The 25,625-nt window shown below is 66.9% G+C and carries 21 protein-coding genes; 12 read left to right on the top strand and 9 right to left on the bottom strand.

From position 1 onward, the window contains the following. Window positions 1–736 precede the first annotated feature (736 nt). The 7 genes from DPV79_RS01935 (at window position 737) to DPV79_RS01900 (ending at window position 8,674) form a co-directional block, all read left to right on the top strand. On the top strand, window positions 737–1,978 hold the full coding sequence (locus DPV79_RS01935) for a glycosyltransferase family 87 protein (protein ID WP_113044624.1): 1,242 nt from the start codon (window positions 737–739) through the stop codon (window positions 1,976–1,978). After that, window positions 1,975–3,354, top strand: a complete 1,380-nt coding sequence (locus tag DPV79_RS01930) for a glycosyltransferase family 87 protein (RefSeq protein WP_021156628.1) — start codon at window positions 1,975–1,977, stop codon at window positions 3,352–3,354. Before DPV79_RS01935 ends, DPV79_RS01930 begins: the two co-directional genes overlap by 4 nt. Window positions 3,355–3,378: 24 nt before the next feature. Continuing rightward, window positions 3,379–4,422, top strand: coding sequence for a glycosyltransferase family 2 protein (locus DPV79_RS01925; protein ID WP_021156627.1), 1,044 nt, complete (start codon window positions 3,379–3,381; stop codon window positions 4,420–4,422). 15 nt (window positions 4,423–4,437) lie between these two features. Further along, window positions 4,438–4,821: a GtrA family protein gene (locus tag DPV79_RS01920; RefSeq protein WP_059648660.1), complete on the top strand. Its 384-nt coding sequence runs from the start codon at window positions 4,438–4,440 to the stop codon at window positions 4,819–4,821. Window positions 4,822–5,117: 296 nt separating this feature from the next. Next, entirely contained in the window at window positions 5,118–5,621 is a 504-nt protein-coding gene (locus DPV79_RS01915) for an inclusion body family protein (RefSeq protein ID WP_027792733.1), read from the top strand. Between the two features lie 65 nt (window positions 5,622–5,686). Next, the gene (locus tag DPV79_RS01910; protein ID WP_113044623.1) at window positions 5,687–6,577 is read left to right on the top strand and encodes an AidA/PixA family protein; all 891 of its coding nucleotides are present in this window, start codon (window positions 5,687–5,689) and stop codon (window positions 6,575–6,577) included. Between the two features lie 663 nt (window positions 6,578–7,240). After that, a complete protein-coding gene (locus DPV79_RS01900; RefSeq protein ID WP_113044622.1) occupies window positions 7,241–8,674 on the top strand; it encodes an MFS transporter in 1,434 nt (477 codons plus the stop codon). Between the two features lie 209 nt (window positions 8,675–8,883). On the opposite strand, the gene DPV79_RS01895 is transcribed toward DPV79_RS01900, so the two are convergent. After that, the gene (locus DPV79_RS01895; RefSeq protein ID WP_113044621.1) at window positions 8,884–9,759 is read right to left on the bottom strand and encodes a LysR family transcriptional regulator; all 876 of its coding nucleotides are present in this window, start codon (window positions 9,757–9,759) and stop codon (window positions 8,884–8,886) included. Window positions 9,760–9,925: 166 nt separating this feature from the next. Between DPV79_RS01895 and DPV79_RS01890 the strand changes: the two genes are divergently transcribed. Further along, window positions 9,926–10,870 carry a hypothetical protein gene (locus DPV79_RS01890; protein ID WP_113044620.1) on the top strand — a complete coding sequence of 315 codons (945 nt, stop codon included), beginning with the start codon at window positions 9,926–9,928 and terminating at the stop codon, window positions 10,868–10,870. Window positions 10,871–10,938: 68 nt separating this feature from the next. Here the strand turns inward: DPV79_RS01890 and DPV79_RS01885 are convergent, their stop codons facing one another. After that, the gene (locus tag DPV79_RS01885; protein WP_113044717.1) at window positions 10,939–11,463 is read right to left on the bottom strand and encodes a GNAT family N-acetyltransferase; all 525 of its coding nucleotides are present in this window, start codon (window positions 11,461–11,463) and stop codon (window positions 10,939–10,941) included. A 595-nt stretch (window positions 11,464–12,058) separates the two neighbouring features. On the opposite strand from DPV79_RS01885, the gene DPV79_RS01875 reads away from it, so the two are divergent. Both DPV79_RS01875 and DPV79_RS01870 read left to right on the top strand, forming a co-directional pair. Next, on the top strand, window positions 12,059–13,261 hold the full coding sequence (locus DPV79_RS01875) for an ATP-binding protein (protein WP_059813305.1): 1,203 nt from the start codon (window positions 12,059–12,061) through the stop codon (window positions 13,259–13,261). Window positions 13,262–13,265: 4 nt separating this feature from the next. Then, a complete protein-coding gene (locus DPV79_RS01870) occupies window positions 13,266–14,969 on the top strand; it encodes a cobaltochelatase CobT-related protein (protein WP_113044618.1) in 1,704 nt (567 codons plus the stop codon). Here DPV79_RS01870 and DPV79_RS01865 read toward each other — a convergent pair. From DPV79_RS01865 to DPV79_RS01850, 4 genes are all read right to left on the bottom strand, one after another. Beyond that, the gene (locus tag DPV79_RS01865; protein ID WP_059492834.1) at window positions 14,932–16,746 is read right to left on the bottom strand and encodes a histidine kinase; all 1,815 of its coding nucleotides are present in this window, start codon (window positions 16,744–16,746) and stop codon (window positions 14,932–14,934) included. The two genes, DPV79_RS01870 and DPV79_RS01865, sit on opposite strands and share 38 nt — an antisense overlap. 78 nt (window positions 16,747–16,824) lie before the next feature. Beyond that, on the bottom strand, window positions 16,825–18,243 hold the full coding sequence (nosR, locus tag DPV79_RS01860) for a response regulator c-di-GMP phosphodiesterase, NosR family (protein WP_113044617.1): 1,419 nt from the start codon (window positions 18,241–18,243) through the stop codon (window positions 16,825–16,827). 137 nt (window positions 18,244–18,380) lie between these two features. Beyond that, window positions 18,381–18,830, bottom strand: a complete 450-nt coding sequence (locus DPV79_RS01855; RefSeq protein WP_059648670.1) for a GNAT family N-acetyltransferase — start codon at window positions 18,828–18,830, stop codon at window positions 18,381–18,383. A gap of 119 nt (window positions 18,831–18,949) precedes the next feature. After that, window positions 18,950–19,489, bottom strand: coding sequence for a tetratricopeptide repeat protein (locus DPV79_RS01850; protein ID WP_226233671.1), 540 nt, complete (start codon window positions 19,487–19,489; stop codon window positions 18,950–18,952). A 197-nt stretch (window positions 19,490–19,686) separates the two neighbouring features. On the opposite strand from DPV79_RS01850, the gene DPV79_RS01845 reads away from it, so the two are divergent. Together DPV79_RS01845 and DPV79_RS01840 are read left to right on the top strand one after the other, a co-directional pair. Then, window positions 19,687–21,006 carry a hypothetical protein gene (locus tag DPV79_RS01845; protein WP_133295603.1) on the top strand — a complete coding sequence of 440 codons (1,320 nt, stop codon included), beginning with the start codon at window positions 19,687–19,689 and terminating at the stop codon, window positions 21,004–21,006. Between the two features lie 11 nt (window positions 21,007–21,017). Beyond that, window positions 21,018–21,641: an ABC transporter ATP-binding protein gene (locus DPV79_RS01840; protein WP_059688242.1), complete on the top strand. Its 624-nt coding sequence runs from the start codon at window positions 21,018–21,020 to the stop codon at window positions 21,639–21,641. 158 nt (window positions 21,642–21,799) lie between these two features. Here the strand turns inward: DPV79_RS01840 and DPV79_RS41910 are convergent, their stop codons facing one another. From DPV79_RS41910 to DPV79_RS01830, 3 genes are all read right to left on the bottom strand, one after another. Next, on the bottom strand, window positions 21,800–22,006 hold the full coding sequence (locus DPV79_RS41910; RefSeq protein ID WP_133295602.1) for a hypothetical protein: 207 nt from the start codon (window positions 22,004–22,006) through the stop codon (window positions 21,800–21,802). An 86-nt stretch (window positions 22,007–22,092) separates the two neighbouring features. After that, window positions 22,093–23,505 (bottom strand): Re/Si-specific NAD(P)(+) transhydrogenase subunit beta, encoded by a 1,413-nt coding sequence (gene pntB, locus DPV79_RS01835; protein ID WP_027792749.1) that lies wholly within the window; start codon window positions 23,503–23,505, stop codon window positions 22,093–22,095. Window positions 23,506–23,518: 13 nt separating this feature from the next. Continuing rightward, window positions 23,519–25,111, bottom strand: coding sequence for a Re/Si-specific NAD(P)(+) transhydrogenase subunit alpha (locus tag DPV79_RS01830; RefSeq protein ID WP_113044615.1), 1,593 nt, complete (start codon window positions 25,109–25,111; stop codon window positions 23,519–23,521). Window positions 25,112–25,625: the final 514 nt, after the last annotated feature.

Genomic DNA, 25,625 nt, shown 5'->3' with positions numbered 1-25,625 from the left:
GTGCTGTGGTCTTTCATTTTTATTCCCCATATTCGGCCATGCCGACTTTTTATTGCCCTGACGATACCGGGGCTCATTGGTCACTCGACGAAGGCTTGCGCGGTTGATCGACCTGGAGCTGCATGTTCCCCGACGCGCTCCGGCCCTTCTTTCCGCCGGTGATTCCGATGCGGGTTCCGTCTGTCTTTTGCCGGAACCGCCCGGTCGTCACCTCGTCGACTGCCGTGCCAACGCTTACGCAAAGAGCAGGCCACCTCGAGCGGAATCGAGGCACATCAAGGGTTCCGGCGATGCTCGCGTTCCCCGGCCCGGGGCCCGGCGCGTGAAATGTTTCAAAATTGATATATGTTTCCGCGCAAGCGTTGCAAGCCTGAATGCCTGCCGCCGCGCTCCGCAAAGGACCCAAAAAATTTTCTCGGGACTTTCCCGCACACGCGATACGACCTTTGCCTCATGTGGCCGGCCGGATGCCGAGCCGGTCAAATTGGCCGAATGTTTCAAAGCAGAAACATGAAATCCGGAAACGTCGATTTCTCATACCTGAAAACACCGTTTTCACGTGCGTCACCGGTCAATCCGGATTCCGGCTTTCAGCGGGCGATTTGCATCACGCGATTTTTTCTTCAACAATGAATTCACCGGACGACGCGATTTCAATGCGATTCGATCCGCGGGCACGACAGAACATGAAACGGCTGCGACAAACCATGCAGCCTCTACACACATACGGGGAATCATGTACACAGCCAATCGTGGGTCGCGCGTTCGCGCTATACGCTGTGCTCAATGGCTCACAGCCGACCGGATCGTTCCGTACAGCTGCATCATGCTGATGCTCTTCGCCGCGTTGCTGATTGTCTGGGGCTTCGTGACGAACGGCTTCACGTCGAACGCCGCCGTGCGCCCGGGCGTCGACTTCTCCGTCTTCTGGACCGCATCGCACCTGGTGTTGCAAGGCCATGCCGCTTCGGCCTACGACCCTTCCTTGTTCCTGCAGGCCGAGCTCGCACAATTCGACACGTATTTGCAGCACCGGTCGCTTCCCTGGCTCTATCCGCCGACGATGTTGCTGTTCATCGCTCCGGTTGCCCTTGTGCCTTTCCTGCCCGCATATTTCCTCTTTTTCGCGGGCAGTCTTTTATGCTACGCGCTCGCCGTCTCGCGGTTGTCGGGATTGCGCGCGCATCTTCCGGTGCCGCACGCCGCGGCGATCGTCGTGGTCGCGTATTCGGCGGTGTGCATGTCCGCGCTGTTCGGCCAGAACAGCATCCTGACCGCCGGCCTCGCCGCACTCGCGCTGCATCTGCTCGGCAAGCACCCGGTCGCGGCCGGCGTGCTGATCGGGCTGCTCGCGATCAAGCCGCAGCTGGCCGTGGTGTTCCCGTTCGCGTTGATCGCGGCGCGCGCGTGGCGCACGTTCGCGGCGGCGGCAATCAGCGCGACGCTGTTCGCGGCGGCCGGGATCGCGCTGACCGGCACGGGCGCACTGCATGGGCTGGGCGACGCCGTGGCGACGGTGCGCGGCCAGCACTTCATGCTGCCGTCCTACTGGCTCGCTTCGCCGACGCCGTTCGCCGCGCTGCGGCTCTCGGGTTTCCCGGTGCCGGCTGCCCTGGCCGCGCAGGCCGCGATCGCGCTGCTCGCGATCGCGGCAACCGTCGATGTCTGGCGGCGCACGCCCGACATGCGCCTGCGCGGCGCGGTACTGGCCGTCGCCACCTTGCTGACTACACCGTATCTGTGGCACTACGAGCTGACCTGGCTCGGTATCGCGATCTTCTGCCTGATCGCCCATGGCCTCGATGAAGGCTGGCTGCCCGGCGACCAGGCCGTGATCGTGCTCGCCTGGCTGCTGCCGATCTTCGAAATGCTGAACCGCCTGATGAAGCTGCCGCAGATCGGCCCGATCGTGCTGCTTGCCGTGCTGTTCGTCGTCGTTCGCCGCACCGCGCAGTACTCGCCCCGGAGCTCGCGATGAAAACGCCCCATTCCGTTTTCCACGCCCGTCCCGAGACGGATGCGCACCCGGAACTCCCGATCGCCGGCCCGCGCCGTTACCCTCACTGGCTCAATCGCGATCGCGTGCGCGTTTATGCCGGCGCCGCGTTGCTGGGTGAACTGCTGTTCATCGGCATCTACATCGCCCGAATGTACTTGCAGCATGGCGCCGCGCTGGTCCCGTTGTCGGAGGATTTCTCCGCGATCTGGAGCGCCGCATGGCTCGCCGCGCACGGTCGTGCCGCCGACGTCTGGCATTTCAGCGCGTTGTTCACGATCCAGCAACTCGCCGTCCCGGGAATGAATCTCGAGGACGGCATGCTCCTGTGGCTCTATCCGCCCAGCATGCTGTTGCTGGTCCTGCCGCTCGGCTGGCTTCCGTACACGCCGGCCGTCGTGCTCTGGCTTGGCGTCACGTATGTCCTGTTCGCCGTCGTCATGCAGGCGACCGTGCAGCGCGGCACCGCGTGGCTGTGCGCGCTGGCCTTCCCCGCCGCATTCATCACCGTCGTCATCGGGCAAACGAGCCTGTTTACCGCGACGCTCGGCGGCCTCGGCCTGTTGCTGCTGAAGCGCCGGCCCGTCTGGGCCGGGATCTGTTTCGGCATGCTGATGATGAAGCCGCAGATCGCCATCCTGTTCCCGCTCGCGCTGCTGTGCGCCGGCCAGTGGCGTACGCTGGCCGCGTGGGCCGCGACGATCGCCGCCTGCGTCGCGCTCGCCACGCTCGCGTTCGGCACCGACTCGTGGATCGCGTTCGCACACGGGATGCACGACGTCTACCAGGTCATCAGCACCGGCCATGCGAAGCTCGCGCGGATGCCGACCCTGTTCGCGCTGGCCGCGATGGCAGGCCTGCCCGCTTCCGTCGCCAACGCCCTTCAACTGCTGTCGGCCGCGGTCGCCGCGATCGCCGTCGTCTATGCGTGGCGCGGCGACTGCGCGTACGCGCTGCGCGCCGCGACGCTCGCGTGCGCGTGCCTGCTCGTCAGCCCCTATCTGTACGACTACGACCTGACCTGGTACGGCCTCGTGATCGCGTGGTACGCGCGTTATGCGTGGACGCACGGCTGGCGGCGCTTCGACCGGGAATGGCTGACGCTGCTGTGGCTGACGCCGCTCGCGGGCCTCGCGGTCGTGCCGCATCTGTCGTTCCAGTTCATGCCGCTCGTCACGCTGGCATCGCTCGGGCTGCTCGTCAGCCGGATCGCCCGGGACCGGCGCGACGTGCCGTCGATGCCGGACGCGCGCGACCACTCGACCGACACAGCGTTCACCCATTCGGCCAGAACGCACCACCGCCCGGCGTACGGATTGCGCCGCACCGGCCGACCGACCATCGGCGCGCATCGGTGAAGCGACATCACAGGGGAAATCATCATGCGGGAACCACTCTATATACCGCTCGTATCGCTGGTCGTGCCGTTCTATAACGAAGGCGAGGCCGTCGAGCGCTTCTTCGACGTCGTGATGCCGTTGATGACGTCCATCGACGGCATCCGTTTCGAGATCGTCTGCGTGAACGACGGCAGCCGCGACGACACGCTCGAGCGGCTGATCCGGATCGGCACCGGCGAACGGCGCGTGCGGGTGATCGACCTGACCCGCAACTTCGGCAAGGAAGCGGCGCTCACGGCCGGTCTCGACGAAGCCCTCGGCGACGCGGTGATCCCGCTCGACGCCGACCTGCAGGACCCGCCGAGCCTGATTCCGGTGATGATCGAACACTGGCGCGACGGTGCGGAAGTCGTCGCCGCGAAGCGCAGCAACCGCGCGTGCGATTCGTTCGCGAAGCGCACCGCGGCCGCGATCTACTATCGCGTGCACAACCTGCTGTCGGACGTGAAACTGCCGGAGAACGTCGGCGATTTCCGGCTGATGGACCGCAAGGTCGTGAACGCGCTGCGCAGCCTGCCCGAGCGGCATCGGTTCATGAAGGGACTGTTCGCGTGGGTCGGCTACCGGACGGTCATCGTCGAATACCAGCGTGACGCGCGTAGTGCCGGGCACTCGAAATTTTCCGGCTGGAAGCTGTGGAATTTCGCGCTGGAAGGCATCACCAGTTTCAGCACCGTGCCGCTGCGCAGCTGGACCTACATCGGCGTCGGCATCGCCGCGCTCGCGTTCCTGTACGGCGCGTTCATCATCCTCCGCACGCTGCTGTTCGGCAATCCGGTGCTCGGCTACGCGTCGCTGATCTCGGTCACGCTGTTCATCGGCGGCATCGAGCTCATCGGGATCGGTGTCGTCGGCGAATACATCGGGCGGATCTACGACGAGTCGAAGCAACGGCCCGTCTACCTGATCCGCCGCCGCTACCAGACGCACGGCAAGGTGGTCGAACTGCGGGTCGCGCGCGATGCCCGCCGCCAGAGCGCTCGCCGGCGCGTGCAGCCGACCCGTGCGCGGATCGGCGAACGCTGACGCGCGGCGACGGCCATGATCGGCCTGCTCGATGCCGAGCGCACGCGCCTCGTGCGCTTCGGCGTGTCCGGCCTCTGCTCGACCGCGATCCACACGCTGGTCGCGGCGACGCTGTTCGCGCGGTTCGACGCGACGCTGGTGACGGCGAACACGATCGCGTTCCTCTGCGCGACGGCGTTCTCGTATCTCGCGAACACGCTGTGGAGCTTTTCGTCGACGGTGCGCACGCGCAACGCGGTGCGCTTTCTCGCCGTCACGCTCGCCGGCTTCGTCGAAACCCTGCTGCTCGCGCGCGCGGCCGAAGCGCTCGACGTGTCCCGCGCAATGAGCATCGTCGCGATCGCGTTGCTGATTCCGCCGACGACGTTCCTGCTGCACCGGCTCTGGACCTATCGTTGAACGCCCCTCCCCGCCGCCCCCGAAAATAATCGGCCATTCAATTAACAGATTCAATGTCGGCATATTTATGTCACGCATGAATCCGATTGATTCCGATTTTAAAATTACCGACCAAAACAAATTAAATACCCTGTTTACTTTTACAGCTTCCATAAGCAACCGAACGGGATAACCTGCCTTCGCCATCTCGCCAGCACCGGCATCGAACGGCGACGAGCCTTGCAGGACAAGGCAATGGCGGCTGCGCGACGTAATTCGCGCAACAATAATTCCCATTCATTCAAACGGGAGCTTCTATGTCACGCGTTACCGATGTGCTCGTCTCTTTCGATACCGAAACCATCCTCAAGAAATATCCGAATCCCAGCAAGAATCCGAATAGCCCGACGCTGATCGACTGGAAGCACGTGTACATGGTCACCAACCAGGACAACGTGGTGTCCGGCCAGGCGGGCGGCGAACTCGACCTGAAGGCGCAGGTCGGCGACCTGATCCGCTGGCGTGAAACGAGCCTGTCGCTGGGCTTCGAGAACCAGGTGGTGTTCTACAAGTTCATCGGCAACGTCGGCAACGAACTGATCTCGACGCCGACGCCGCGCGTCGCGGAAGCGTCGATCCCGGTGCCGAACACCAGCAAGCCCGAGGTGCCGACCTGCCAGAAGGTCGCGAACTACTACTGGTCGTCGGAATGCCTGAAGGTCGGCCGCGTGACTTACCACTTCCAGTTCCAGATCATCGATCGCAACTGCCAGAGCCAGGGCTGCTTCTCGTGGGATCCGTTCATCTCGATCCATAACTGATCGCGGCAGGCGGGCGGCCGCGCGGCGGCTGCCCGCATCAACCCCTTGTTGCGGAGGAAGCGCTCATGCCTGGTCTTCGTTCCGATGTGCTCGTGATCGTCGATGCCGTCACGCTGCTGTCGGCCTACCCGGAGGCGAGCCGGGACCCAGACGCGCCGACCGTGATCGACGGCCGGCACCTCTACGTGGTGAGCCCCGGCGACGCCGCGCAGCTCGGCCACAACGACAGCCGGCTTTTTGCCGGGCTGTCGCCGGGCGACCAGTTGCGCCTGCGCGAGACCGCGCTGGCACTGCGCGCCGAGGCGAGCGTGCTGTTCGTCCGGTTCGCGTTGAAGGATGCGGGCATCGTCGCGCCGTTCGAAGCCGAAGTACGCGACGCGGCCGCGCCGGTACCCGATGCCGACGACCTACTGCATCCGCCGTGCCATCCGATGAAGGACCACTACTGGCGCAGCGACGTGCTGGCCGCGGGCGCCACCACGTGCACGGCCGATTTCGCCGTGTTCGACCGCGACGGCACCGTGTCGGGCTATTTCCGCTGGGAAACGTCGATCGAGATCGGCGCCGGCCAGCCGGCCGCGAAACAGCCGGATTTCAAGCCGTCGTCGGATCGCAACGGCAACTTCACGCTGCCGCCGGATACCGCGTTCAAGGCGATCTTCTACGCGAATGCCGCCGACCGGCAGGACCTCAGGCTCTTCATCGACGATGCGCCGGAACCGGCCGCGTCGTTCGTCGGCAACAGCGAGGACGGCGTCAGGCTGTTCACGCTGAACTCGAAGGGCGGCAAGATCCGGATCGACGCATCCGCGAACGGCAGGAAATCCACGACCGATGCGCGTCTCGCGCCGCTGTCCGCGGGCGACAGCGTCTGGCTCGGCTGGCTAGGCGCGGAGGATGGCGCCGATACCGACTACAACGACGGGATCGTGATTCTGCAGTGGCCGATCACCTGAGCGTCGCGGCGACAGGCACCCGGGCGGTTCAGGTGCGTGGCGGCGGTCGGCGCCTTCGTGCGATCGAAGACGTCGACGATCTGGGCAGGAACCGCGTGGGTGGTCAGCTTGCGCAGTGCGCTGATGTAGTCCGCCCCGTCGGGCGGGTGTAGGCCGGTGCACCGAGCGTCTTCCGGATGTGGCCGGACTTCGCTGCCGTCAAGGCGATGCGTTCATGTGCGAGACAGGTCTCTCGTATAAAGGTCGAGGTTCGAAGAGCGACATGGCACCGCAGCCGCGCTTTGCCGTCCTCGAGGCACAGCGATCGACAAGACCAGGAGACCGTCGTTGCATTCATAAATGATATCGAGTCAATTACAAACAAATATTTTCGATATTCGTTCAGCAACGTCGGCGGCGTCGGTCACGCCGCTCTTTACCACGAATACTTGTTAAAACATCGATGATTATTATTTGTATTTGTTAGCAGGTCGATGCTAGTTTCCTGTCGGATTCGACGATGCGGCCGGCCGGCGATCGGTAGCCGGCGCCGTCGCTCCGCCCTACCGAAACCCGCCAGATGATCCGATTCCGCCTGCTTTGGAGTTCGTTCCGCACTTCCTCCGACAACGACGCGCCCTTGCCTGCGCTCCGCCCCTTCCGCTACGCAGCACGGAGGCCGCGATGAGCGATCGCGCTCCGGTGCTCGACCGCACACCGTCCGCCCTCGCGCCGTCGCACCGCACGTCGCTGCGCGCGATCCTCCCGACCGTCGCGGCCGCGAGCCTCGGCTTCGCGATCGTTCAGCTCGACGTGACCGTCGTCAACGTCGCGATTCCGAGCCTCGGCCATTCATTCGGCTCGAACGTCCACGAGCTGCAATGGATCGTCGATGCGTACACGCTGTCCTTCGCTGCACTGCTGCTGACGTCCGGCACGCTGGCCGACCGCTTCGGCAGCCGCCGGCTGTTCGCGTACGGCCTCACGCTGTTCCTGCTGGCATCGCTCGGCTGCGCACTCGCGCCGTCACTGGCCGCGCTGATCGCCGCACGTGTCGCGCAGGGCGTCGGCGCCGCGATGATCGTGCCCACGTCGCTCGCGCTCATCACGCACGCGTGCGCGAACGATGCCACCGCGCGCGTACGAGCCGTCGCATGGTGGAGCGCGACGGGCGGCGCGATCAGCGCGGCCGGGCCGACGCTCGGCGGGCTGCTGATCGATTCGCTCGGCTGGCGCGCGATCTTCTTCATCAATCTGCCGATCTGTGCGGCCGGGTTGTGGCTCACGTTGCGCCACGTGCGGGATTCGGCCGCCGCGCGCACGCGGCTGTTCGATCCGGCCGGCCAGATCGTCGCGGTGCTCGTGCTCGGGCTGCTGACGGGCGGGATCATCCGGGCCGGCGCGCAGGGGCCGGGCGACCCGCATGCGGCCGGTGCGGTAGCCGCGTCGGTCGTGCTCGGCGCGCTGTTTGTCGCGATCGAGCGCCGCGTGGCCGCGCCGATGCTGCAGCTCGCGTTCTTCCGGATCACGCGCGTGCCGGGCGTGCTCGCAATCGGCGCGGTCACGAATGCCGCGTTCTACGGGCTGATTTTCTCGCTGAGCCTGTATTTCCAGAACGCGCGCGGCTTCACCGCGACCGAGTCGGGGCTCGCGCTCGCGCCGCTCACGATCATCATGCTCGCCAATCTCGCGAGCGCGCGTCTCGCCGTGCGCCACGGATTCCGTGCGACCGTCATCGTCGGCCTCACCGTGTCGCTCGCGGGCTACGTGTGGCTGTGGCAAACGCTCGGAACACACACCCCGTATGCACTGCTGGCGCCGGGGCTCGCGGCGATGGCGATCGGCGGCGGCATCGCGATTCCCGCGCTGACGTCGACGATGCTCGGCAGCGTCGAGGCCGGCCGCTCGGCCAGCGCGTCGGCGATCCTCAATACCGCGCGCCAGGTGGGTGCAGCCGTCGGCGTCGCGGCGCTCGGCGCGCTGGTCGCGGGCCAGGGCGTCGCGATCGTGGCGGGCGCTGCGCGCGCGTTCGCCGTCGCGGCCGTGCTTGTGGCCATCTGTATCGTGCTCGCCGCGCGCTGGCCCGGCGATGCGCCCGAACCTGACTCGCGGGGCTGAGGTCGTGCCGATCGGCCCCCGTCAACCGATCCGCGGCCGGGCGAAGAATCCATGCCGCATCGCTTCATCGGTATCGTCCTGATCGCCTAGCTGAACGCGCGGTTACACAACAGCCTTGATCCGCGGATGACGAGCACGCCTGGCGCGAATGGCACCGCGCTCGCGTTGCTTTGCCTGCCTTGCCTCGCGAAGCGCGGCCTTGTGCTCCGCTAACGCGGAAGCAGCGCACCCGCCTGCCGGCCGAGCACCGCACGCAAGGCGTCGAGTTCAGGCAGCTCGGGCACTTCGCCAGGCGTGACGAGATAGGTCGTCACGCTGTCGAGATCGTCGAAGCCGTGTGCCCGCAGCTCCTTGCGCGCCACGTGCTCGGTCGTGATCCTCTTCGGCAGGATCGCGACACCCATGCCAGCTGCCACGCAGCCGAGGATCGCGCCGAACGTGCCGAACGACGCCACCGACTCGATCGCGATGCCGCGCACCTTCAGCCAGTGCTCCGCTACCGCGCGATACGGGCAGCCGTCGTGAAACGCGAGCAGCCGCACCGGGTTGTCGCCCAGTACCTGCCGCCGCGTGACGGTGGCCGCGCTCACCAGCACCATCTCTTCGGCGAACGCCGGCTCATAACGCAACCCGGGCCGGACGACCGCGCGCGCCGTGAGTGCGGCGTCGATCCGGCCGCGCAGCAGCGCGTCGGCCAGATCCGGCTCGCTGCCAATCTGCACCGCGAGGCCAAGCGCGGGATCGCGCTCCTTCAATGCGGCGGCGAGCGCCGGCAGCCGCGTGGCCGCCGTGCTTTCCATCGAACCGAGCCGGAAGCTGCGCGCGACCGGCGTCTCGCGCACCACCTGCGTCGCTTCGTCGACGAGGCGCAGGATGCGGTCGCAATACGGAATCAGCCGGCGCCCGGCGTCGTTCAGCACCAGCCGTTTGCCGTGCCGATCGAACAGCGGCGCGCCGAGCGATTCTTCGAGCTGGCGCAGGCGCGCGGTGACGTTCGACTGCGTGAAGCCGAGCCGTTCGGCCGCGCGCAGCGCGCTGCCTTCCTGAACGACGGCCCGGAAAGTTTCGAGCAGAGGGATGTTCATATCACTTTCTCTTGTTACAGATTCATCTTATATCATTTTACTTCGCTAATTGTTCGGATTAGCCTGTCGGATATCCCGTGCCGGCCCGCCCCTTTCGAGGAAACCGCATGCCATCCGCTGTCTGTCCAGCCTTCACCACCGATCATCACCGGCCCGAGGCGCTCCCGTGCGCGCACTGATTGCCGCGCTGGTGCGGCGCGGCCCGACCGTGCTTGCAGGCGGCGTCGGCCTCGGGCTGCTGATGCCGCCGCTCGCGGATCTCGCGCGGCCGCTGATGCCCGTCACCGTGTTCCTGTTCGTGCTCGGCACGCTGCTGCGCGTCGAGCCCAGCGCCGTGCGCGCGGTCGCGCGACGGCCGGCCGTGTCGCTGCTGCTGCCCGCCGTGACGATGATCGCGTGCCCGGTCGCGCTCGGCATCGCCGCGCGGCTTGCCGGCATGCCGTACGACTGGGTCGTCGCGCTGGTGATCGCGTACTGCGCGCCGCCGTCGAGCGGCACGTCGACGATCGCGCGGATGCTGTCGCTCGACGCCAGCGTCGCGCTCGTCGCGACCCTCGCGTCGATGGTGTTCGTCCCGCTCACCGCGCCGCTGCTGACGGCCTGGTTCAGCCACGATGCGGCCGTGTCGATCTCGCCGTTGAATCTCGCGTTGCGGCTCGCGCTGCTGATCGGCAGCGCCGAGGGCGTGGCGCTGCTCGTGCGGCGGTTCGCGGGTTCGCGGCTCGACCGTTATGCGACGCCGATCGATGCGACCATCGTCGCCGCGCTGCTGGTGTTCGCGCTCGGCACGATGGCCGGCATGCAGCAATCGATCATCGACGCGCCGCACCGTGCGTTGACGGCGATCGCACTCGCGTTCGGCGTCAACGCGGGCTTTCAGATCATCGCGTACGGGCTCACGCCCGGCGACGTCCGCACGCGGCTCAACGTCGCGCTGATCGTCGCCAATCGCAACGTCGGCCTGATGTGGGCTGCGCTCGGGCTCGCCGCGACGCCCACCATGGCGCTCGTGTTCACGTGCGCACAGTTGCCGATCTATACGCTGCCGCGCGTCGTGCAGCACCTGCTGCCGCGCCTCGAAGCGCAGCGCCTGCGCCGGCGTGCGCGTTAGCCGGCACGCGATGCCACGCCATGCTCCCGCTCCAGATCAGGGATTCAGCACAAAGCGGCTCATCGTGGTCACACATCGCGCCCCAGCAACTGCCCCGGCCAACCGTCCACGTCAAAGGTTGAAATTCGCTCATACCCGCAGGACTCGTAGAAACGCACCAGCGCGCCGGTCCCGCCGCCATAGCAGTCCACCCGCAAGCGCCCCACCCCGGCAGCCCGGGCGCGCTCGTCCGCAAAGGCCATCAGACGCCGGCCGACACCGCGCGCTTGCGCATCGCGCGACGCAACCAGCACTCTCACGTAGATTTCCGGCTCGGTCGCGGGCGGCACGTAGGGCATGGATTCGCCCAGGATCAATGCGCCCAGGATGCGGCCTTCGGGCGATTCCGCCACCCACGCGTCGGGCAGCGCACACGCTTCGGTCACGAGCGTTATCCGCTTGGGTTGCGTCGACCAGGGCTCACGGCCCCATTGCCCGTCGTTGCCGATGTCGACGAACCACGCAATCACTTCATCGAAGATCCGCAGCACGGCCGGGGCATCCAGCGCGCTGGCACGACGGATCACCCGTTCGTCCGTTCCTGTCACCGTCACGTTCAACACTCCTTCGCCGGATTCGACGACCGGCGCACAATTGGATGGAAAAGCCGGCTGCCCAAGGACGCGCGAGGCAAGCCGGGCGATCAAGCCTGCTACGGTACTGAAATTCCACCCGATTGATCAAGGCGTAACGGCCCGCGCTTCGACATGACGGGTCGTCTTCGTAACAGGCTGCGGAGGTCAGCGCCACGCAGGGTATCGATCGATCTCGACGTGCATGGGGGTGTTGCCGACCGGCACCAGCAAGCCGCAACGTTGTCGGTGAATCGGTGAATCGGTGAATCGGTGAATCGGTGAATCGGTGAATCGGTGAATCGGTGGGTCGATGGGTCGATGGGTCGGCGGGTCGGCGCGGCAAAACGGCAATAGCGATTCAGTGCCATGGCGAAGGTGCCGAACGACCATGCTGCAGCGCATGACACATGACAATTGGCGATCGCCTGACCCGGCAGACCAACGCGCCGCCTGCTCTGCGCCGTATCGAAACGAAACGATCCCCGCACGAATGTCGCCCTCCACCGCAAAAATATACAATCGTCGCGATGCATCGAAGGCATGAAGCGCCGGCCGCCCACTCTCGCTCGCCACCATGAACGCACCCGCTGACCCTACTCCCTCCGCCCCGTCGGTACTCGGCGTCTATCGGCAACTGGCGGACCCGTCCGCCGGGCAATGGATCGTCAGCCGCTCCGAACGCGCGCACATGTACCGCATCCAGCATCATCGTCCCGACGGCAGCACGTCGGTCGATACGGTCGTCGATGCGGACAACCTCGATGCGAAGCTGCACAAGTGGATCCAGGAAGGTTTCGTCCGGCGCGAAACGGGCGACCATGCGGCCCCCGCGCATCGCGACCGGTTCATGCAGGACCTCCGGCACGCGCACGCATCGCGACCGGCGGCCACCGGCGATGCGGCGCACGTCGTGCAGGTGGGCGGCGTGCCGATGCCGCGCGGCCCGGGCGGGCCGCTCGTGCCGCCACGGAATCCCGCCTACCTGTTCACCGCACGCGCGACGGACGTGCTGGAAGACATCGTCGAGAACCGGCGCATCCTGTTGATCGGCCACACCGGCACCGGCAAGACGAGCCTCATCGAGCAGGCCGCCGCGCTGGCCGGCCACGGCGTGCTGCGCTCGAACATGAACGGGCAGACGACGGTCGGCGACTTCGTCGGGTTCTGGACCGTCAAGGGCGGCGAGACCCGCTGGGTCGACGGCGTGCTGCCGACCGCGATGCGCGAAGGGTTGTGGCTCATCGTCGACGAGATCGACTTCGCGGAACCGGCCATCCTCGCGGTGCTCACCGCCGTGCTCGAACCGGCCGGACGCCTGTTGCTGAAGGAGAAAGGCAACGAGATCGTCGTCCCGCATCCGTCGTTCCGGCTGTTCGCGACCGCCAATGCGGCGGGCGCGATGGGGCAGTTCCGCCATCTTTACCAGGGCGCCAACGTGATGAACGAGGCGTTTCTCGACCGCTGGCGCGTGTACCGCCTCGACTACCTGCCGCCGTCCGACGAGGCGCGCGTGCTGCAGCGCACGTTCGGCGCGGCCATGACCGAGGCGATGGCCGGCACGCTCGCGGCGATCGCGGCGGACTGCCGCGCCGCGTTCGTCCGCGAGGATCTGGCCAGCGCGTTCTCGACGCGGCGCCTGATCGACTGGGCCGACCTGATGCTGCGCACCGGCGACCCCGAAGCGGCCGCCGGCCCGACGATCTACGCGAAGGTCGGCGCGGAAGACGCCGACCTGATCCGCAGCATCATTCGCCACTACATCGACGTCGGGGCCTGACGCGATGGACCGCGACGACGATGCGCGCTCGCTCCACCTGACCCGGCTGGCCCGCACGCTCGCGCAACGACACGGCATCGAGGTACGGTTCGCGCGCCACGGCCCGCTCGCGCAGCGCGACCTGCTGGTGCTGCCCGACACGCTGCTCGCGGGCGACGTCGACGACGACGCGATCGTCGGCCTCGTCGACCTCCACGCGGCGCGTGTCCGCTTCGGCGCGATCGATGACGTTGCCGCGCTGGCGTCGCCCGCGGTGCGCGCGATTGCGCAGGCGATCGACGACCGGCGCGCGGCCGGCCGCCTCGTTGCGCGCTATCCCGGCGCGATGACGTTCCTGCGGCAAATGCGGGTGGCGTCGGCCGCCGATACGCTTCGACGTTGGCCACGGATGGCGTGGCGCGACAAGCTCGTATGGCGCATCGAGCGTGCGCTGTGGGACGAAGCGCCAGCCACGATCGAGCGCGTCCCGTCGCTCGACGCGACGCTCGCCGCGTCGGACGATCTCGTCGACGAAGCGCGCGCCACGGCTTCGACGGCCGACAGCATCCGCGCCGCGCACCGGATCGTCGAGCGCGTCCGCGCGCTGGCGTCGGCCGGTGCGAACAACATGATGTTCACGGCCGATCCGGGCAGCACGATCGACAGCGACAGCATCGCCGCCGAATTCGAATCGGACGGACCCGGCGCGCCGGACGATGCACGTGCGCCGGTTTCGGCCGAATCGGGCGCCGGCGCGATCGCCGACACGGAATCGTCCGCGGCATCATCGACGCCGGGCGATGCGACACCCGGCGCGATCCGCCTGTCCGCGGACCATCGGCCGCTGCTGTCGGTCCCGCTGACCACCGCATTCGACACGGTGACGGACTTCACCGGCAAGGGCGACGCGGCGCGCTGGCACCGCCTGCGAAGCGCGGCCCGCGCGCAGACCGAACCGCTCAAGCTGCGACTCGAACGCGCGTTGAAAGTGGACGAGCAGACGCGCTGGAAGCGCGAACAGGAGCGCGGCGAACTCGACCGGATGGCGCTCGCCCGCCTCGTCACGTCGCCCGGCTACCGCACGCCGTTCCGTGTCCGCCGCGCCGCGCCCGGGCGCGATGCGGCCGTCGGCCTGCTGATCGATTGCAGCGGGTCGATGGCCGGCAGGAAGATCGAGCTCGCCCGGCCGTGCGCGGCGGCGCTGTGCGATGCGCTGATGCAACTCGGCTTCGCGTGCGAAGTGCTCGGCTACAGCTCCGTCGAAGACGCCGCGATGCGCGCGCATTACCAGCGCTGGATCGACGCCGGCCGCGACACGTTCGGCTATAACCGCTTCGTCGAACGGCTCGACCTGCGCGTCTACAAGCGGTTCGATTCCGACAACCCGAGCGGCCTCGCGTGCATCGAATGCGGCCACGAGAATCCCGACGGCGAGGCGTTGAGCTGGGCCGCCGAACGGCTGCTGGCGCAGCGTGCGCGGCGGCGGATCCTGATGGTGCTGTCGGACGGTTATCCGGCAACCGGCGACGGCAACCCGGCGATCCTGCGCACCGACCTGCGCGCACGCGTCGATGCGCTGCGCGAGCGGCGCGTCGAACTGATCGGCGTCGGGATTCTCGACGATTCCGTCGAAGCGTTCTATCCAGTCAGCAGCGTGGTGGAGCATCTGCACGAGCTGCCGGCCGCGGCGTTCAGTGTCCTGAGCGATACGTTGCTGGACCGGCGCTAACCTCCGCCACGGCCGCGTTCCCGTTCGTGCTTTGGTTCACGCTTCCGCCGGCCCGCCGGATCGGCAGCCGAACGCAGAACGTCGTGCCGCGCCCGGGCTCGCTCGTCACGTCGATGGTGCCGCGATGGCGCTCGACGATCCCGTGCGACACCGACAAGCCGAGCCCCGTGCCCTGCCCGACCGGCTTCGTCGTGAAGAACGGATCGAAGATCCGCCGGACGACGTCGGGCGTCATGCCCGTGCCGGTGTCGCTGATCGCGATCGACACCTGCTCGCCGTCGCTCGACGTGCGGATCGTGATCACGCCGCGCTCGGGAATCGCTTGCGCCGCGTTCACCAGCAGGTTCATGAAGACCTGGTTCAACTGCGACGGCAGGCATTCGACCAGCGGCACGTCGCCGTAGTCGCGCACGATCTCGGCCTTGTACTTGAGTTCGTTGTGGACGACGTTGAGCGTGCTTTCCAGGCCTGCGCGAAGATCGACCACGCTCCACTCGTCGCTGGCCGGACGCGAGAAATCGCGCAGGTCCTGCACGATGCGCCGCACGCGCAGCGCGCCGTCGATCGACTCGTCGATCAGCGTAGCGATCTCGCCGCGCACGTAGTCGAGGTCCGCCGCGCGGCCCAGTGCCGTCAGCGCATCGCGCGCGGCCGGGTCGAGCTGCGGCAGCGCGGCTTCATGCGCGGCGATCACGTCGAGCAGGCTGCGCACCCACGTCTTCAACGTATTGAGGTTCGCGCTGACGAACCCGATCGGATTGTTGATCTCGTGCGCGACACCGGCCGCGAGCTGACCGATCGACGCGAGCTTTTCCGACTGCAGCAGCTGCACGTGGGTTTCCTCGAGCGCATGCAACAGGCGCCGCTGCTCCTCCTTCTCCTGTTCGAGCCGTGCCTGCGCGGCCTTGCGTTCGTCGATCTCGGTCGCCATGTTCTCGCGGGTACGCTGCAGCATCGCCGTCGTCTGTTCGTAGCGGTGCAGCGCGCGTTCCAGTTCGGCGGTGCGCAAGCGCACGAGCCGCTCGAGCGTATCGGTCATCCCGCGCAGGAAGGTTGTGCGCGCATCGAATCGGCTGAGCAACAGCGTGACGACCAGGGTTCCCGTCGTAAACAGCGCGACGGTCGTCGCGAGCCACGGCGTGTCGACTCCGTTCGCGGCCCCGCATCGCGCGTCCGGCGCGAAATGCGCGGCCGCCATCGCCGTGTAGTGCATGCCGGTGATCGCGACGCCCATGACGACGGCCGCGCCGACGCGCCGGGCGGTCGCATGGCTCGCCTGCCGCGCGCGCAGCGCCTGCGCGATCCACAACGCGGCGGTCGACGCGATCACCGCGATGCCGATCGACGCGGCGAACAGCACGGCATCGTAGCGAATCCCGGGCACCATGCGCATCGCGGCCATCCCCGCGTAATGCATGCCGGCGATCCCGCCGCCCATCAGCACGCCGCCCGCGAGCAGCCGCCGCCAGCCCAGCCGCGCGCGCGTGACGACATACAGCGCGAAGTACGACACGAGCACGGCAATCGCCAGCGACGCGCCCGTATCCGGCAACGCGTAGCCGAGCGGAATCGGCAGTGAAAACGCGAGCATGCCGACGAAATGCATCGACCAGATGCCCGTCCCCATCGCCGCCGCGCCGCCGCCCAGCCACATGCGCCTGAGCTTCGGGTTGTCGAGCAGAGAAATGAAGGCGGCGAGGTCGAGTGTCGTATAGGAGGCCAGCGTCGCGATCGCGACCGACAGCAGGACGAGCGGAAGATTGTAGGTGCCGTGCATGATCGAGCGCCCGAATCGAGGTGAGTGCGTTGCCGCGGCGCGCGTGCGCACCGCGGCCGTCAGGCCGCGCGTCCGGGCTCAGGCGGGCGCCGCGCCCGCATTCGGCACGGCCTGCGCCGGCTTCGCCGCCTGGCCGGCCAGCACGAGGATGTCGAACGCCGTCCCCTCGCGCGTCTCGAAGCGGCGCACGAGCTCGATCTGGTGCGCGGACATCACGCTGCCCTTGGTCATCAGCAGCACGCCGCGATGCGTGCGCAGATCGTCGGCGAGCTGCATCCCCTCGCGCAGCTGCGCGGACTTGATCTCAGCGACGGACGCCGCGATGCCGAGGCTCGCCGGGTCCCGCATCAGTTCGACCAGGTTTTCGACGATGCGCGGGTCGTAACGCACGCCGGCCTGCGAACGCATTGCGTCGAGCGCCTGCTCGACCGAATGCGGCGCACCGATGTCGCCATTGCGCAGCCCCTCGAAATCGCGCGCGATCGCGACGATCCGCGAGCCGGGCGGGATCGAGTCGCCGGCCAGCCCGTCCGGCGTGCCGCGCCCGTTGAAGCGCTCGTACTGGTGCAGCACGATCGACGCGACCTTGTGCAATTGCGCGACCGGCGTCAGCACCATCTGCGCGCGCAGCGGATGCTGCTGGAACAGGCCGTGCTCTTCCGCCGTCATCCGCGTGAGCGGCTTGTGCAGCAATTCGTCCGGCAGCGACAGCTTGCCGATGCCATGCAGCAGCCCCGCGAAGTAGACGTCCTGCGCATGCAGCTCGCTCATCCCGGAGGCCAGCGCGAGCCGTCGCGCAATCTCGCCGACCCGCATCGCGTGACCGCTGGCCGACCCGCAGCGCATCTCGATCATGCTCGCGCACACCTGGACCATCGCGGTGAAGCTGCTTTTCAGGTCGCGTTGTGCGGCTTCGAGGAACATCACGGTCTGGCCGAGTTCCTCGGTGCGCGCGCGAACCTGCGTTTCGAGTTCCGTGTTGAAACGGCGCAGCGCTTCGTTCTGCGCTTCCGTCAGCGCGGCGAGCCGCGCCGCCTCGTGCCGCAAACGGCGCTGCTCCAGCGCCTGTTCGATGGTCAGCAGCAGGTCGTGATCGTCCCACGGCTTGTTCAGGTAACGATAGACGCCGCCTTCGTTGACGGCCTGCATGACCGACGCGATCTCCGCATAACCGGTCAGCAGGATGCGCATCGTGTCCGGGTAGAGCGCCCGGGCACGGGCCAGGAACTCCGCGCCGCTCATGCCGGGCATCCGCATGTCGGACACGATCAGGTCGACTTCGGTCGACGCCAGCACCTCGAGGGCGGCCTCGCCGCTTTCCGCGGTCAGGATCTCGTAGCCGGCGGGCCGGAACACGCGCCGGAGCGCCGACAGCACGCTCGGCTCGTCGTCCACCAGCAGGATCGACGGCACGCCCTCCGCGTCGTCGGATGTCGCTGCCGCCCCGGTCGTTTCAGGCGATACCGCATTCGGTCCGTTTGTTGCAGATGTCGTCATGATTGGCCTCGGATCATGTAGTTATATTCTCTCTGCATCATCGGCATGCGCCGCGCATTCGATATCCGGGAAAACGCTGATGCCTTCACCCGGATCACAGCCCGCATGCGTCGTCACGGCGCGCGGGCATGTGCGATCTACGCCGCCGCCGAACCCGGTTCGCGCACGTAGTAGATGTCCCACTCCGCTTCGTCGGCCTGCACGAAGCCGTGCCGCGCATAGAAACGGTTCGAATCGCTGCCGCGCAGCGCGCCGACACGCACGGGCACGCGCTGCGCGTCCGCCTCGGCAAAGATCCGCTGCAGCACGGCCGCGCCGATGCCCTTTCCCTGGTGCGCGGGCACGATGTACAGATGGTCGAGCAACCAGTGGTCTTCCTGCGGCCGAACCACGAAAAAACCCGCGTTCACGCCATCGGCTTCGATGAAGCGGCATAGCGCCGGGTCGAACGACGCGAGAAAACGCTCGCGCGCACGCTGCGGATCGAAGCGGCCGATGCGCTCGAGGCTGTCGCGCATCGCGGCGATGCGAATCGCGACCAGCGTTTCGGCATCTGACCGGGTGGCGAGGGGAAAGGTCAGGTTCATGGGCAAGTCGTGCACACGTGGAGAAAACGCCCGGCATCGCGGCGCGGCGCGGCGCGACGCGACGCGGCCGCCAAAGCCTGCTCGCGATGCCGGCCGCCGGCCGGCACGCACGGCGCGCGTCAGGGCGTCTCGATGCCTTCCGCACGCGTGGCAAGGAATCGCAAGTACCTGGCATCCTCGTCCTCGAACAGTTCCGGCCCGCCCGCCATGTATGCGCGCATCAGTTCGTCGGCCGCGCGGTCGAGATTGCCCAGTTCGAACTGGCACTGGCCGAGCCGCAGATGCAGGAACGGGTTGCCGATCGCGTTGGGGAAGTGCATCGCCTGGCCGAGATTCTCGCACCCGGCCGCGTAGTCTTCTTGAAGGAAATTCGCGTCGCCGATCGCGGCCATCAACCACGTGCCGGCCTCCCAGTTCGTTTTCGGCTCGGGAAGCAGGTCGAATCCCGCCCGGAATTTCTCCAGCGCGCCTTCGTAGTCGCCGTCTTCCATCAACGCATCGCCCGCGTCGCTCAGCGCGCCGATCCGCTCATACAGCTCGTTGTCCAGTTCCGCCATGTCGAATCCCTGTTCCTGAGTTGAAATCGGCCCGGTGCGGCCGGTGGTTGCGATGCGATCGCGTGTGGTGTGGCGTGCCGTGTTGCGGTCCTGCCTGCTCATCCGCCCGGCATTCGTCCAGCATACCCGAGCCGTATGACGCGCGTGTCTCGACTTGCCGCGCACCTGTCCGGCATCTGCCGAACGATCCGCGGCGGCGTCGTGCGCGTGAATCCCGATGCCACGCCGACGGAGGCCTCGTGCCACTGTGCCCCACCCGTTTGCGCGGCCGACACGGCGATTCGCGGCGTCGGTGTCTCATGCGGCACGGCGATCTCGCGCGTGCCGCCCCGGCCGCCAAAGGCAGGGATGGTTGTGCCGCGACGACCGCCGTGGCACGATGCCGGGTTCATTTGCTCGGTGAAAGGGAGCTGGAAGCGATGTTGTCTTGCCGACTCAGGTGGTACGCACTCGCGACGTCAAACCTGCTGCGCAGGCATTGGCAGGCGCTGCTCCTGCTGGCCATGCTGTTGCTGCCGGCGATGCCGGTGTTTTCGCAGACGCGAATTCTGGGCGCGCCGGTACTCGCGGCGCTGGCACCGTCGCATGGCATCGAATGGCGGTTCGCGTGGGTGCATCTGCTCGAAGCCGTGGGCATCCTGTGGGTGCTGGCGCAGCGTCGTGCCATCACCGGGGGGCCGTTCGCCACCTTCCTCGCGTCCTTGCCCGTCTCCAGCGGCCGCCGTCGCGCCATCGACACGATCGTCGTGATCGTCGCGAGTACGCCGCTGCTGCTGCCCGTGCTTGCCGCCGCCATCGCGCTCGCCTTCCTGCCGCAAAAGGCGATCAACTATCTGTTCGTTCTCGACCTGTTCCTGATCACGCTCGGATGGCAATTGACCGCGCTGTCGCGCAACCTGCGCAATGCAATCGCGTTGATCGTTGCCAACGTCTTCCTGATCGGCGGCTTTCACGCCGAGGGCGCATTACGTCCCGCGTGGCTGACCGTGGCATTGTTGCTCGCCGCTTTCACGATTGCGCATACGGCCCCTGCGCGGGCCGCCCGTTCGGAAATGCCGGGGGCGTTCTCGCGTCGCATCGCGGAAGCGATCCGCGTCCGTGTCCGGAACGGGCTGCCGCCCATCGCGAGGCTGCAGATCGGCATCCTGCGGGACCGCGCCGCGAGCACCGCCGGGCACTGCCTGATGATGGGTGCGGTCACCGCTTCGACATGCTTCCTGCTTGCGCTATGGGGGTTCGACCAGCGCGCCGTTCCGCTGACGCTGATCGCGCAGGCCGTCATCATGCTGATCGCGGCGACGACCTATCGCGATTTGGGAGCGGCGCACCTGCATGCGTCGCACTTCATGCGATCGCTGCCGCTGTCGACCTTTGCGAAGCGCCGGGCCGACTGGCTGACCGTTGCCGCGCTGGCGCTGCCGTTCGCCGCCGTCGCCCCGCTGTTGCTGGTGACGCACGGCGTGCTGTCATCGCGGATGGCGGCGGCGCTCGTGTGTTCGGGCGCACCGCTCGTCGCATTACACTATCTGCCGCAACGCTACGCGTCCCGACAATCCGTGTTGCTGGGCATCGCGTTGACCGTGGTCTGGGTCACGCTGGCCTGGCAAGTTTTCGTTTGATTACCCGATCCATGCTCCGCTTCGACAATCTCGGCAAGCGCTTCGACAAGCGCGTCATCTTCCAAGGGCTCAACTTCGCATCCGGCGCCGGGTGCGTGGCGCTGTGCGACGAAAACGGCAGCGGCAAATCGACGTTGCTCGGCATTCTCGCGGGCACGATCGACGCGGACGAAGGCGAGGTCTGGCTCGGCGGCCATTCGCTGCGCACCGCGCCGCTCGCGGCGAAATCCGCGCTGGCGTATGTACCCGACGATTGCCTGACGTATCCGTTCCAGACCGGTCGCGCGTTTCTCGATCTCGTGGCGGCCGCCAAGAAAACCGTCGTCGACACCCGCACGCTCGAGCTGGCCGATCGATTCGGGCTCGCCCCGCATATGGACAAGCGCTTCGAGCAGATGTCGCTCGGCACGCGCAAGAAACTGTTCCTGACGGCGACGACACTCGGCGCGCCCACCGTCGTGATCGCAGACGAACCGGGCAACGGGCTCGACGCCGCGTCGCGCGCGGTGCTCGTCGACCTGTTCAGGACGTTGGCCGCGGACCGTGCCGTCTTTTTTTCGAGCCACGACCTGGCGCTGGCGCGCGCATGCGACGCAAGGATCACCAGTTTCGCGGAACTGGGAGCGGCTGGATAGGCAACCTCGTCACGCGCAGTCGCGTGGAAAAAACCGGCGCGGCTGCGTGACATGAGGAACGTGGAGGAGAGGCGCCGGTACCGTTCGCGGCAAGCTGCGGTATCGGCGGCTGGCAAGGATCTGGTGCCTGATTCGTGCGGTTACGCGCGATAGCACCTTCACACGGGACTGCGGTCGACCAGCACCATTCCGGAGGCCGGCCAGGCTCCGGCAATCGTCATGCCGATGATGGAGCCGCCGCCCGCTCCAACGGCATCATTGGCGTAGTTCTTCGATCCGCGCACCGACGATCGATCGCGCTTTTTTCCCGGAAGTGCGAAACACCCGATTCCGTCTCGCACTTCCGTGACCTTCCCGATACGCATGGCGGGCGTGCCGGGCCCCGATCAACCCGCCGTTCGACACCACGGCCGCTGACCCTGCGCACCCACACGTCCGTGCGCCCCGATCGTCAGGCCTTCAACGCCCCGAAGACTTCGTCCAGCATCTTCTTGGCATCGCCGAACAGCATCCGGTTGTTGTCCTTGTAGAACAGCGGATTGTCGACGCCCGCGTAGCCTGACGCCATGCTGCGCTTCATCACGATCGAGGTCTTCGCCTTCCACACCTCGAGCACCGGCATGCCGGCGATCGGGCTGGCCGGATCTTCCTGCGCGGCCGGGTTCACGATGTCGTTCGCGCCGATCACCATCGACACGTCGGCTTCCGGGAAATCGCCGTTGATCTCGTCCATCTCCATCACGATGTCGTAAGGCACCTTCGCCTCGGCGAGCAGCACGTTCATGTGCCCCGGCATGCGGCCGGCCACCGGATGGATCGCGAAACGCACGTCGACGCCCTTCTCGCGCAGCACCTTCGTGAGCTCATGCACCGTGTGCTGGGCCTGCGCCACCGCCATCCCGTACCCGGGCACGATGATCACGCTCTTGGCATCGCGCAGCAGCTCGGCCGTCTCCAGCGCGCTCACCGCCACCACTTCGCCGGCCGGCTGCGCGCCGGCGCCGGCCGCCGCGGGCGCACCGCTGCCGGTACCGAAGCCGCCTGCGATCACGCTGATGAAGTTGCGGTTCATCGCGCGGCACATGATGTACGACAGGATCGCACCCGACGAGCCCACCAGCGCGCCGATCACGATCAGCAGGTCGTTGCCGAGCATGAAGCCGGTGGCCGCCGCCGCCCAGCCCGAGTAGCTGTTGAGCATCGACACCACGACGGGCATGTCCGCGCCGCCGATCGCCATCACCATGTGCACGCCGAACAGCAGCGACACCACCGTCATCACGATGAGCGGCGTCATGCCGTCCTGGATCGTCTCCGCATGCAGGAACGCACGACCGTAATAGATCACGATCAGCAGCGCGGCGAGGTTGAGCCAGTGCCGTGCCGGCAGCAGCAGCGGCTTGCCGCCGATCTTGCCGGAGAGCTTGCCGAACGCGATGACCGAGCCCGCGAAGGTCACCGCACCGATCAGGATGCCTACGTAGATTTCCACTTCGTGGATCGCGTGCTCGGCACCCGTGAACTGAACCGACGTATCGATGTAGCTCGCGAAACCCACCAGGCACGCCGCCAGACCGACCAGGCTGTGCATCAGCGCAACCAGTTCGGGCATCTGCGTCATCTGCACCTTCTTCGCGGCGACGAGGCCGACGGCACCGCCGACGACCAGTGCAGCCACGATATAAGGAATGCCTTCGGCCGACACGCGCGGGCCGAGCACGGTGGCGAGCACGGCGATCAGCATGCCGATCATGCCGAGCAGGTTGCCGCGGCGCGCGGTCTCGGGGTTCGCCAGCCCGCCCAGGCTGAGGATGAAGAGGATGGCCGCGCCGATATAGGAGACGGTAGTCAGGTTGGAAGTCATTGTTGTCGTCTCCTTACTTGCGGAACATCGCCAGCATGCGGCGCGTCACCGCGAAGCCGCCGAACATGTTGACGGCCGTGAGCGTCAGCGCACCCACCGCCAGGCCGAGGATCAGCCCCGAAGGACGGCCCTCCGCCGCGGCCTCGCCCAGCGGCGGCGCGACCTGCACCAGCGCGCCGATCGCGATGATCGACGAGATCGCGTTGGTGACGCTCATCAGCGGCGTATGCAGCGACGGCGTGACGTTCCAGATCACCATGTAGCCGACGAAACAGGCGAGCACGAACACCGTGAAGTGCGACAGGAACGTGGCCGGCGCGAACTGGCCGACCAGCAGGAACGCCAGTGCGCCGACGGCGAACGTGATGGCGAGCGACTTCGCCGACATCGGCGCGCCGCTGCCGTGCCCGTGCCCCTTGGACGCAGCTGCCGCGACCGGCGGCGTGGCGGGTTTCGGTGCCGCGACCGGCTGCTGGATCGGCGGCGGCGGCCAGGTCACGTTGCCTTCCTTGATGACCGTGAGGCCGCGGATTGCGTCGTCATTGAAGTCGACGTTGATCGTGCCGTCCTTCGCCTTGCACAGCTCCTCGATCACGCGCAGCAGGTTGGTCGCATACAGCGTCGACGACTGTCGCGCCAGGCGCGACGCGAGATCCGTGTAGCCGACGATCGTCACGCCGTGGCGGACCACCGCCTCGCCCGGCACCGTCAGCTCGCAGTTGCCGCCCTGCTCGCCGGCCATGTCGACGATCACGCTGCCCGGCTTCATCGACTGCACCATCTCGGCCGTGATGAGCTTCGGTGCCGGCTTGCCCGGAATCAGCGCGGTGGTGATGATGATGTCCGCGTCCTTGGCCTGCTGCGCGTACATCGCGCGCTGTGCCTGCTGGAAGCCTTCGCTCATCACCTTCGCGTAACCGCCGCCGCCCGAGCCCTCTTCCTCGTAGTCGACCTTGACGAATTCGCCGCCGAGCGACTTGACCTGGTCGGCCACTTCCGCGCGCGTGTCGTTGGCGCGCACGATCGCGCCGAGGCCGGCGGCCGTGCCGATGGCCGCGAGGCCGGCGACGCCCGCGCCGGCGACGAACACCTTGGCCGGCGGCACCTTGCCCGCGGCCGTGATCTGCCCGTTGAAGTAACGGCCGAACGCATGGGCCGCCTCGATGACGGCGCGGTAGCCGCTCACGCCGGCCATCGACGTGAGCGCATCCATCTTCTGCGCGCGCGACAGCGTGCGCGGCAGGGAATCGATCGCCAGCACCGTGGCCCGCTTCGCGGCCAGCTGCTGCATCAGTTCGGGGTTCTGCGCCGGCCAGACGAAGCCGACCAGCGTGCTGCCGTCACGCAACAGCGCGACTTCCTCGCTGCTCGGCGGGCGCACCTTGAGGACGATATCGCTGCGGCCCCACAGATCGGCGGCCGTCGCCACGACTTCGGCCCCGGCCGTGCGGTAGTCGTCGTCGCTGAAGTTCGCGCCGGTGCCGGCACCGCTTTGCACGGCCACCGAGAACCCGAGCTTGATCAGCTTTTCGACCACGTCGGGAACCGTCGCTACGCGCCGTTCCTCGTTGGCCGTCTCCAGAGGGACCCCAATCAGTAATGTCATATCCTGAACTGTCAGTAGTGGCCGTCGCTAGGAGTTACGGCCTGCGTTTCAAGTCACCCAACTCAATCCGTGTACGACGCTGTTCCGCGGGCAGCTTCGCACTGCCGCGCCGAATTCACAAACTGTTCATCCTCTAAACAATCGGCTTGTCAGATCCGGGCGGTTCATGCTCCAGCCTGATTTTTCCGACGAATAGCCGGCGCATGTTCCATTCGGATAAGAACTGCGAAGCATATCCCGTGCCAAAGTCTTTCCGAAATTTATATTTTGAATCGGCGCGCATTCAATCCATGAATCCCCTGTCTGGACACGACGGGCCGGCAACGTCGCGTTTACCCGCAGGAACCGCTCCGCACGGCCCGTCAGCGCGTGAATTCGCTTGAAATCCGCATTCAATCCGTTCAAAACGCGAAAAACCGGTTATCGGCACAAATGTTTCGGAATCGGTTTCATCGCAAATGTCCCGTTTCTCCGCACCATGCAATTTGTCGCGCGCGAACGACATCATCCGCGT

Origin of the sequence: Burkholderia reimsis (assembly GCF_003294055.1) — a bacterium.
Lineage (GTDB): Bacteria > Pseudomonadota > Gammaproteobacteria > Burkholderiales > Burkholderiaceae > Burkholderia > Burkholderia cepacia.
The sequence above is the reverse complement of the archived record's forward strand: the minus strand, read 5'-3'. Positions and strand labels throughout refer to the sequence as shown.

Coding starts and splice junctions, on each gene's coding strand:
- DPV79_RS01915 (WP_027792733.1), top strand. CDS start 5,118: ATGTCACGCGTTACCGATGTGCTCGTCTCTTTCGATACCGAAACCATC.
- DPV79_RS41910 (WP_133295602.1), bottom strand. CDS start 22,006: ATGCGTATCGGGAAGGTCACGGAAGTGCGAGACGGAATCGGGTGTTTC.
- DPV79_RS01855 (WP_059648670.1), bottom strand. CDS start 18,830: ATGAACCTGACCTTTCCCCTCGCCACCCGGTCAGATGCCGAAACGCTG.
- DPV79_RS01910 (WP_113044623.1), top strand. CDS start 5,687: ATGCCTGGTCTTCGTTCCGATGTGCTCGTGATCGTCGATGCCGTCACG.
- DPV79_RS01895 (WP_113044621.1), bottom strand. CDS start 9,759: ATGAACATCCCTCTGCTCGAAACTTTCCGGGCCGTCGTTCAGGAAGGC.
- DPV79_RS01925 (WP_021156627.1), top strand. CDS start 3,379: ATGCGGGAACCACTCTATATACCGCTCGTATCGCTGGTCGTGCCGTTC.
- DPV79_RS01900 (WP_113044622.1), top strand. CDS start 7,241: ATGAGCGATCGCGCTCCGGTGCTCGACCGCACACCGTCCGCCCTCGCG.
- nosR (WP_113044617.1), bottom strand. CDS start 18,243: ATGACGACATCTGCAACAAACGGACCGAATGCGGTATCGCCTGAAACG.
- DPV79_RS01930 (WP_021156628.1), top strand. CDS start 1,975: ATGAAAACGCCCCATTCCGTTTTCCACGCCCGTCCCGAGACGGATGCG.
- DPV79_RS01870 (WP_113044618.1), top strand. CDS start 13,266: ATGGACCGCGACGACGATGCGCGCTCGCTCCACCTGACCCGGCTGGCC.
- DPV79_RS01865 (WP_059492834.1), bottom strand. CDS start 16,746: ATGCACGGCACCTACAATCTTCCGCTCGTCCTGCTGTCGGTCGCGATC.
- pntB (WP_027792749.1), bottom strand. CDS start 23,505: ATGACTTCCAACCTGACTACCGTCTCCTATATCGGCGCGGCCATCCTC.
- DPV79_RS01935 (WP_113044624.1), top strand. CDS start 737: ATGTACACAGCCAATCGTGGGTCGCGCGTTCGCGCTATACGCTGTGCT.
- DPV79_RS01840 (WP_059688242.1), top strand. CDS start 21,018: ATGCTCCGCTTCGACAATCTCGGCAAGCGCTTCGACAAGCGCGTCATC.
- DPV79_RS01845 (WP_133295603.1), top strand. CDS start 19,687: ATGCGGCACGGCGATCTCGCGCGTGCCGCCCCGGCCGCCAAAGGCAGG.
- DPV79_RS01830 (WP_113044615.1), bottom strand. CDS start 25,111: ATGACATTACTGATTGGGGTCCCTCTGGAGACGGCCAACGAGGAACGG.
- DPV79_RS01875 (WP_059813305.1), top strand. CDS start 12,059: ATGAACGCACCCGCTGACCCTACTCCCTCCGCCCCGTCGGTACTCGGC.
- DPV79_RS01920 (WP_059648660.1), top strand. CDS start 4,438: ATGATCGGCCTGCTCGATGCCGAGCGCACGCGCCTCGTGCGCTTCGGC.
- DPV79_RS01850 (WP_226233671.1), bottom strand. CDS start 19,489: ATGAGCAGGCAGGACCGCAACACGGCACGCCACACCACACGCGATCGC.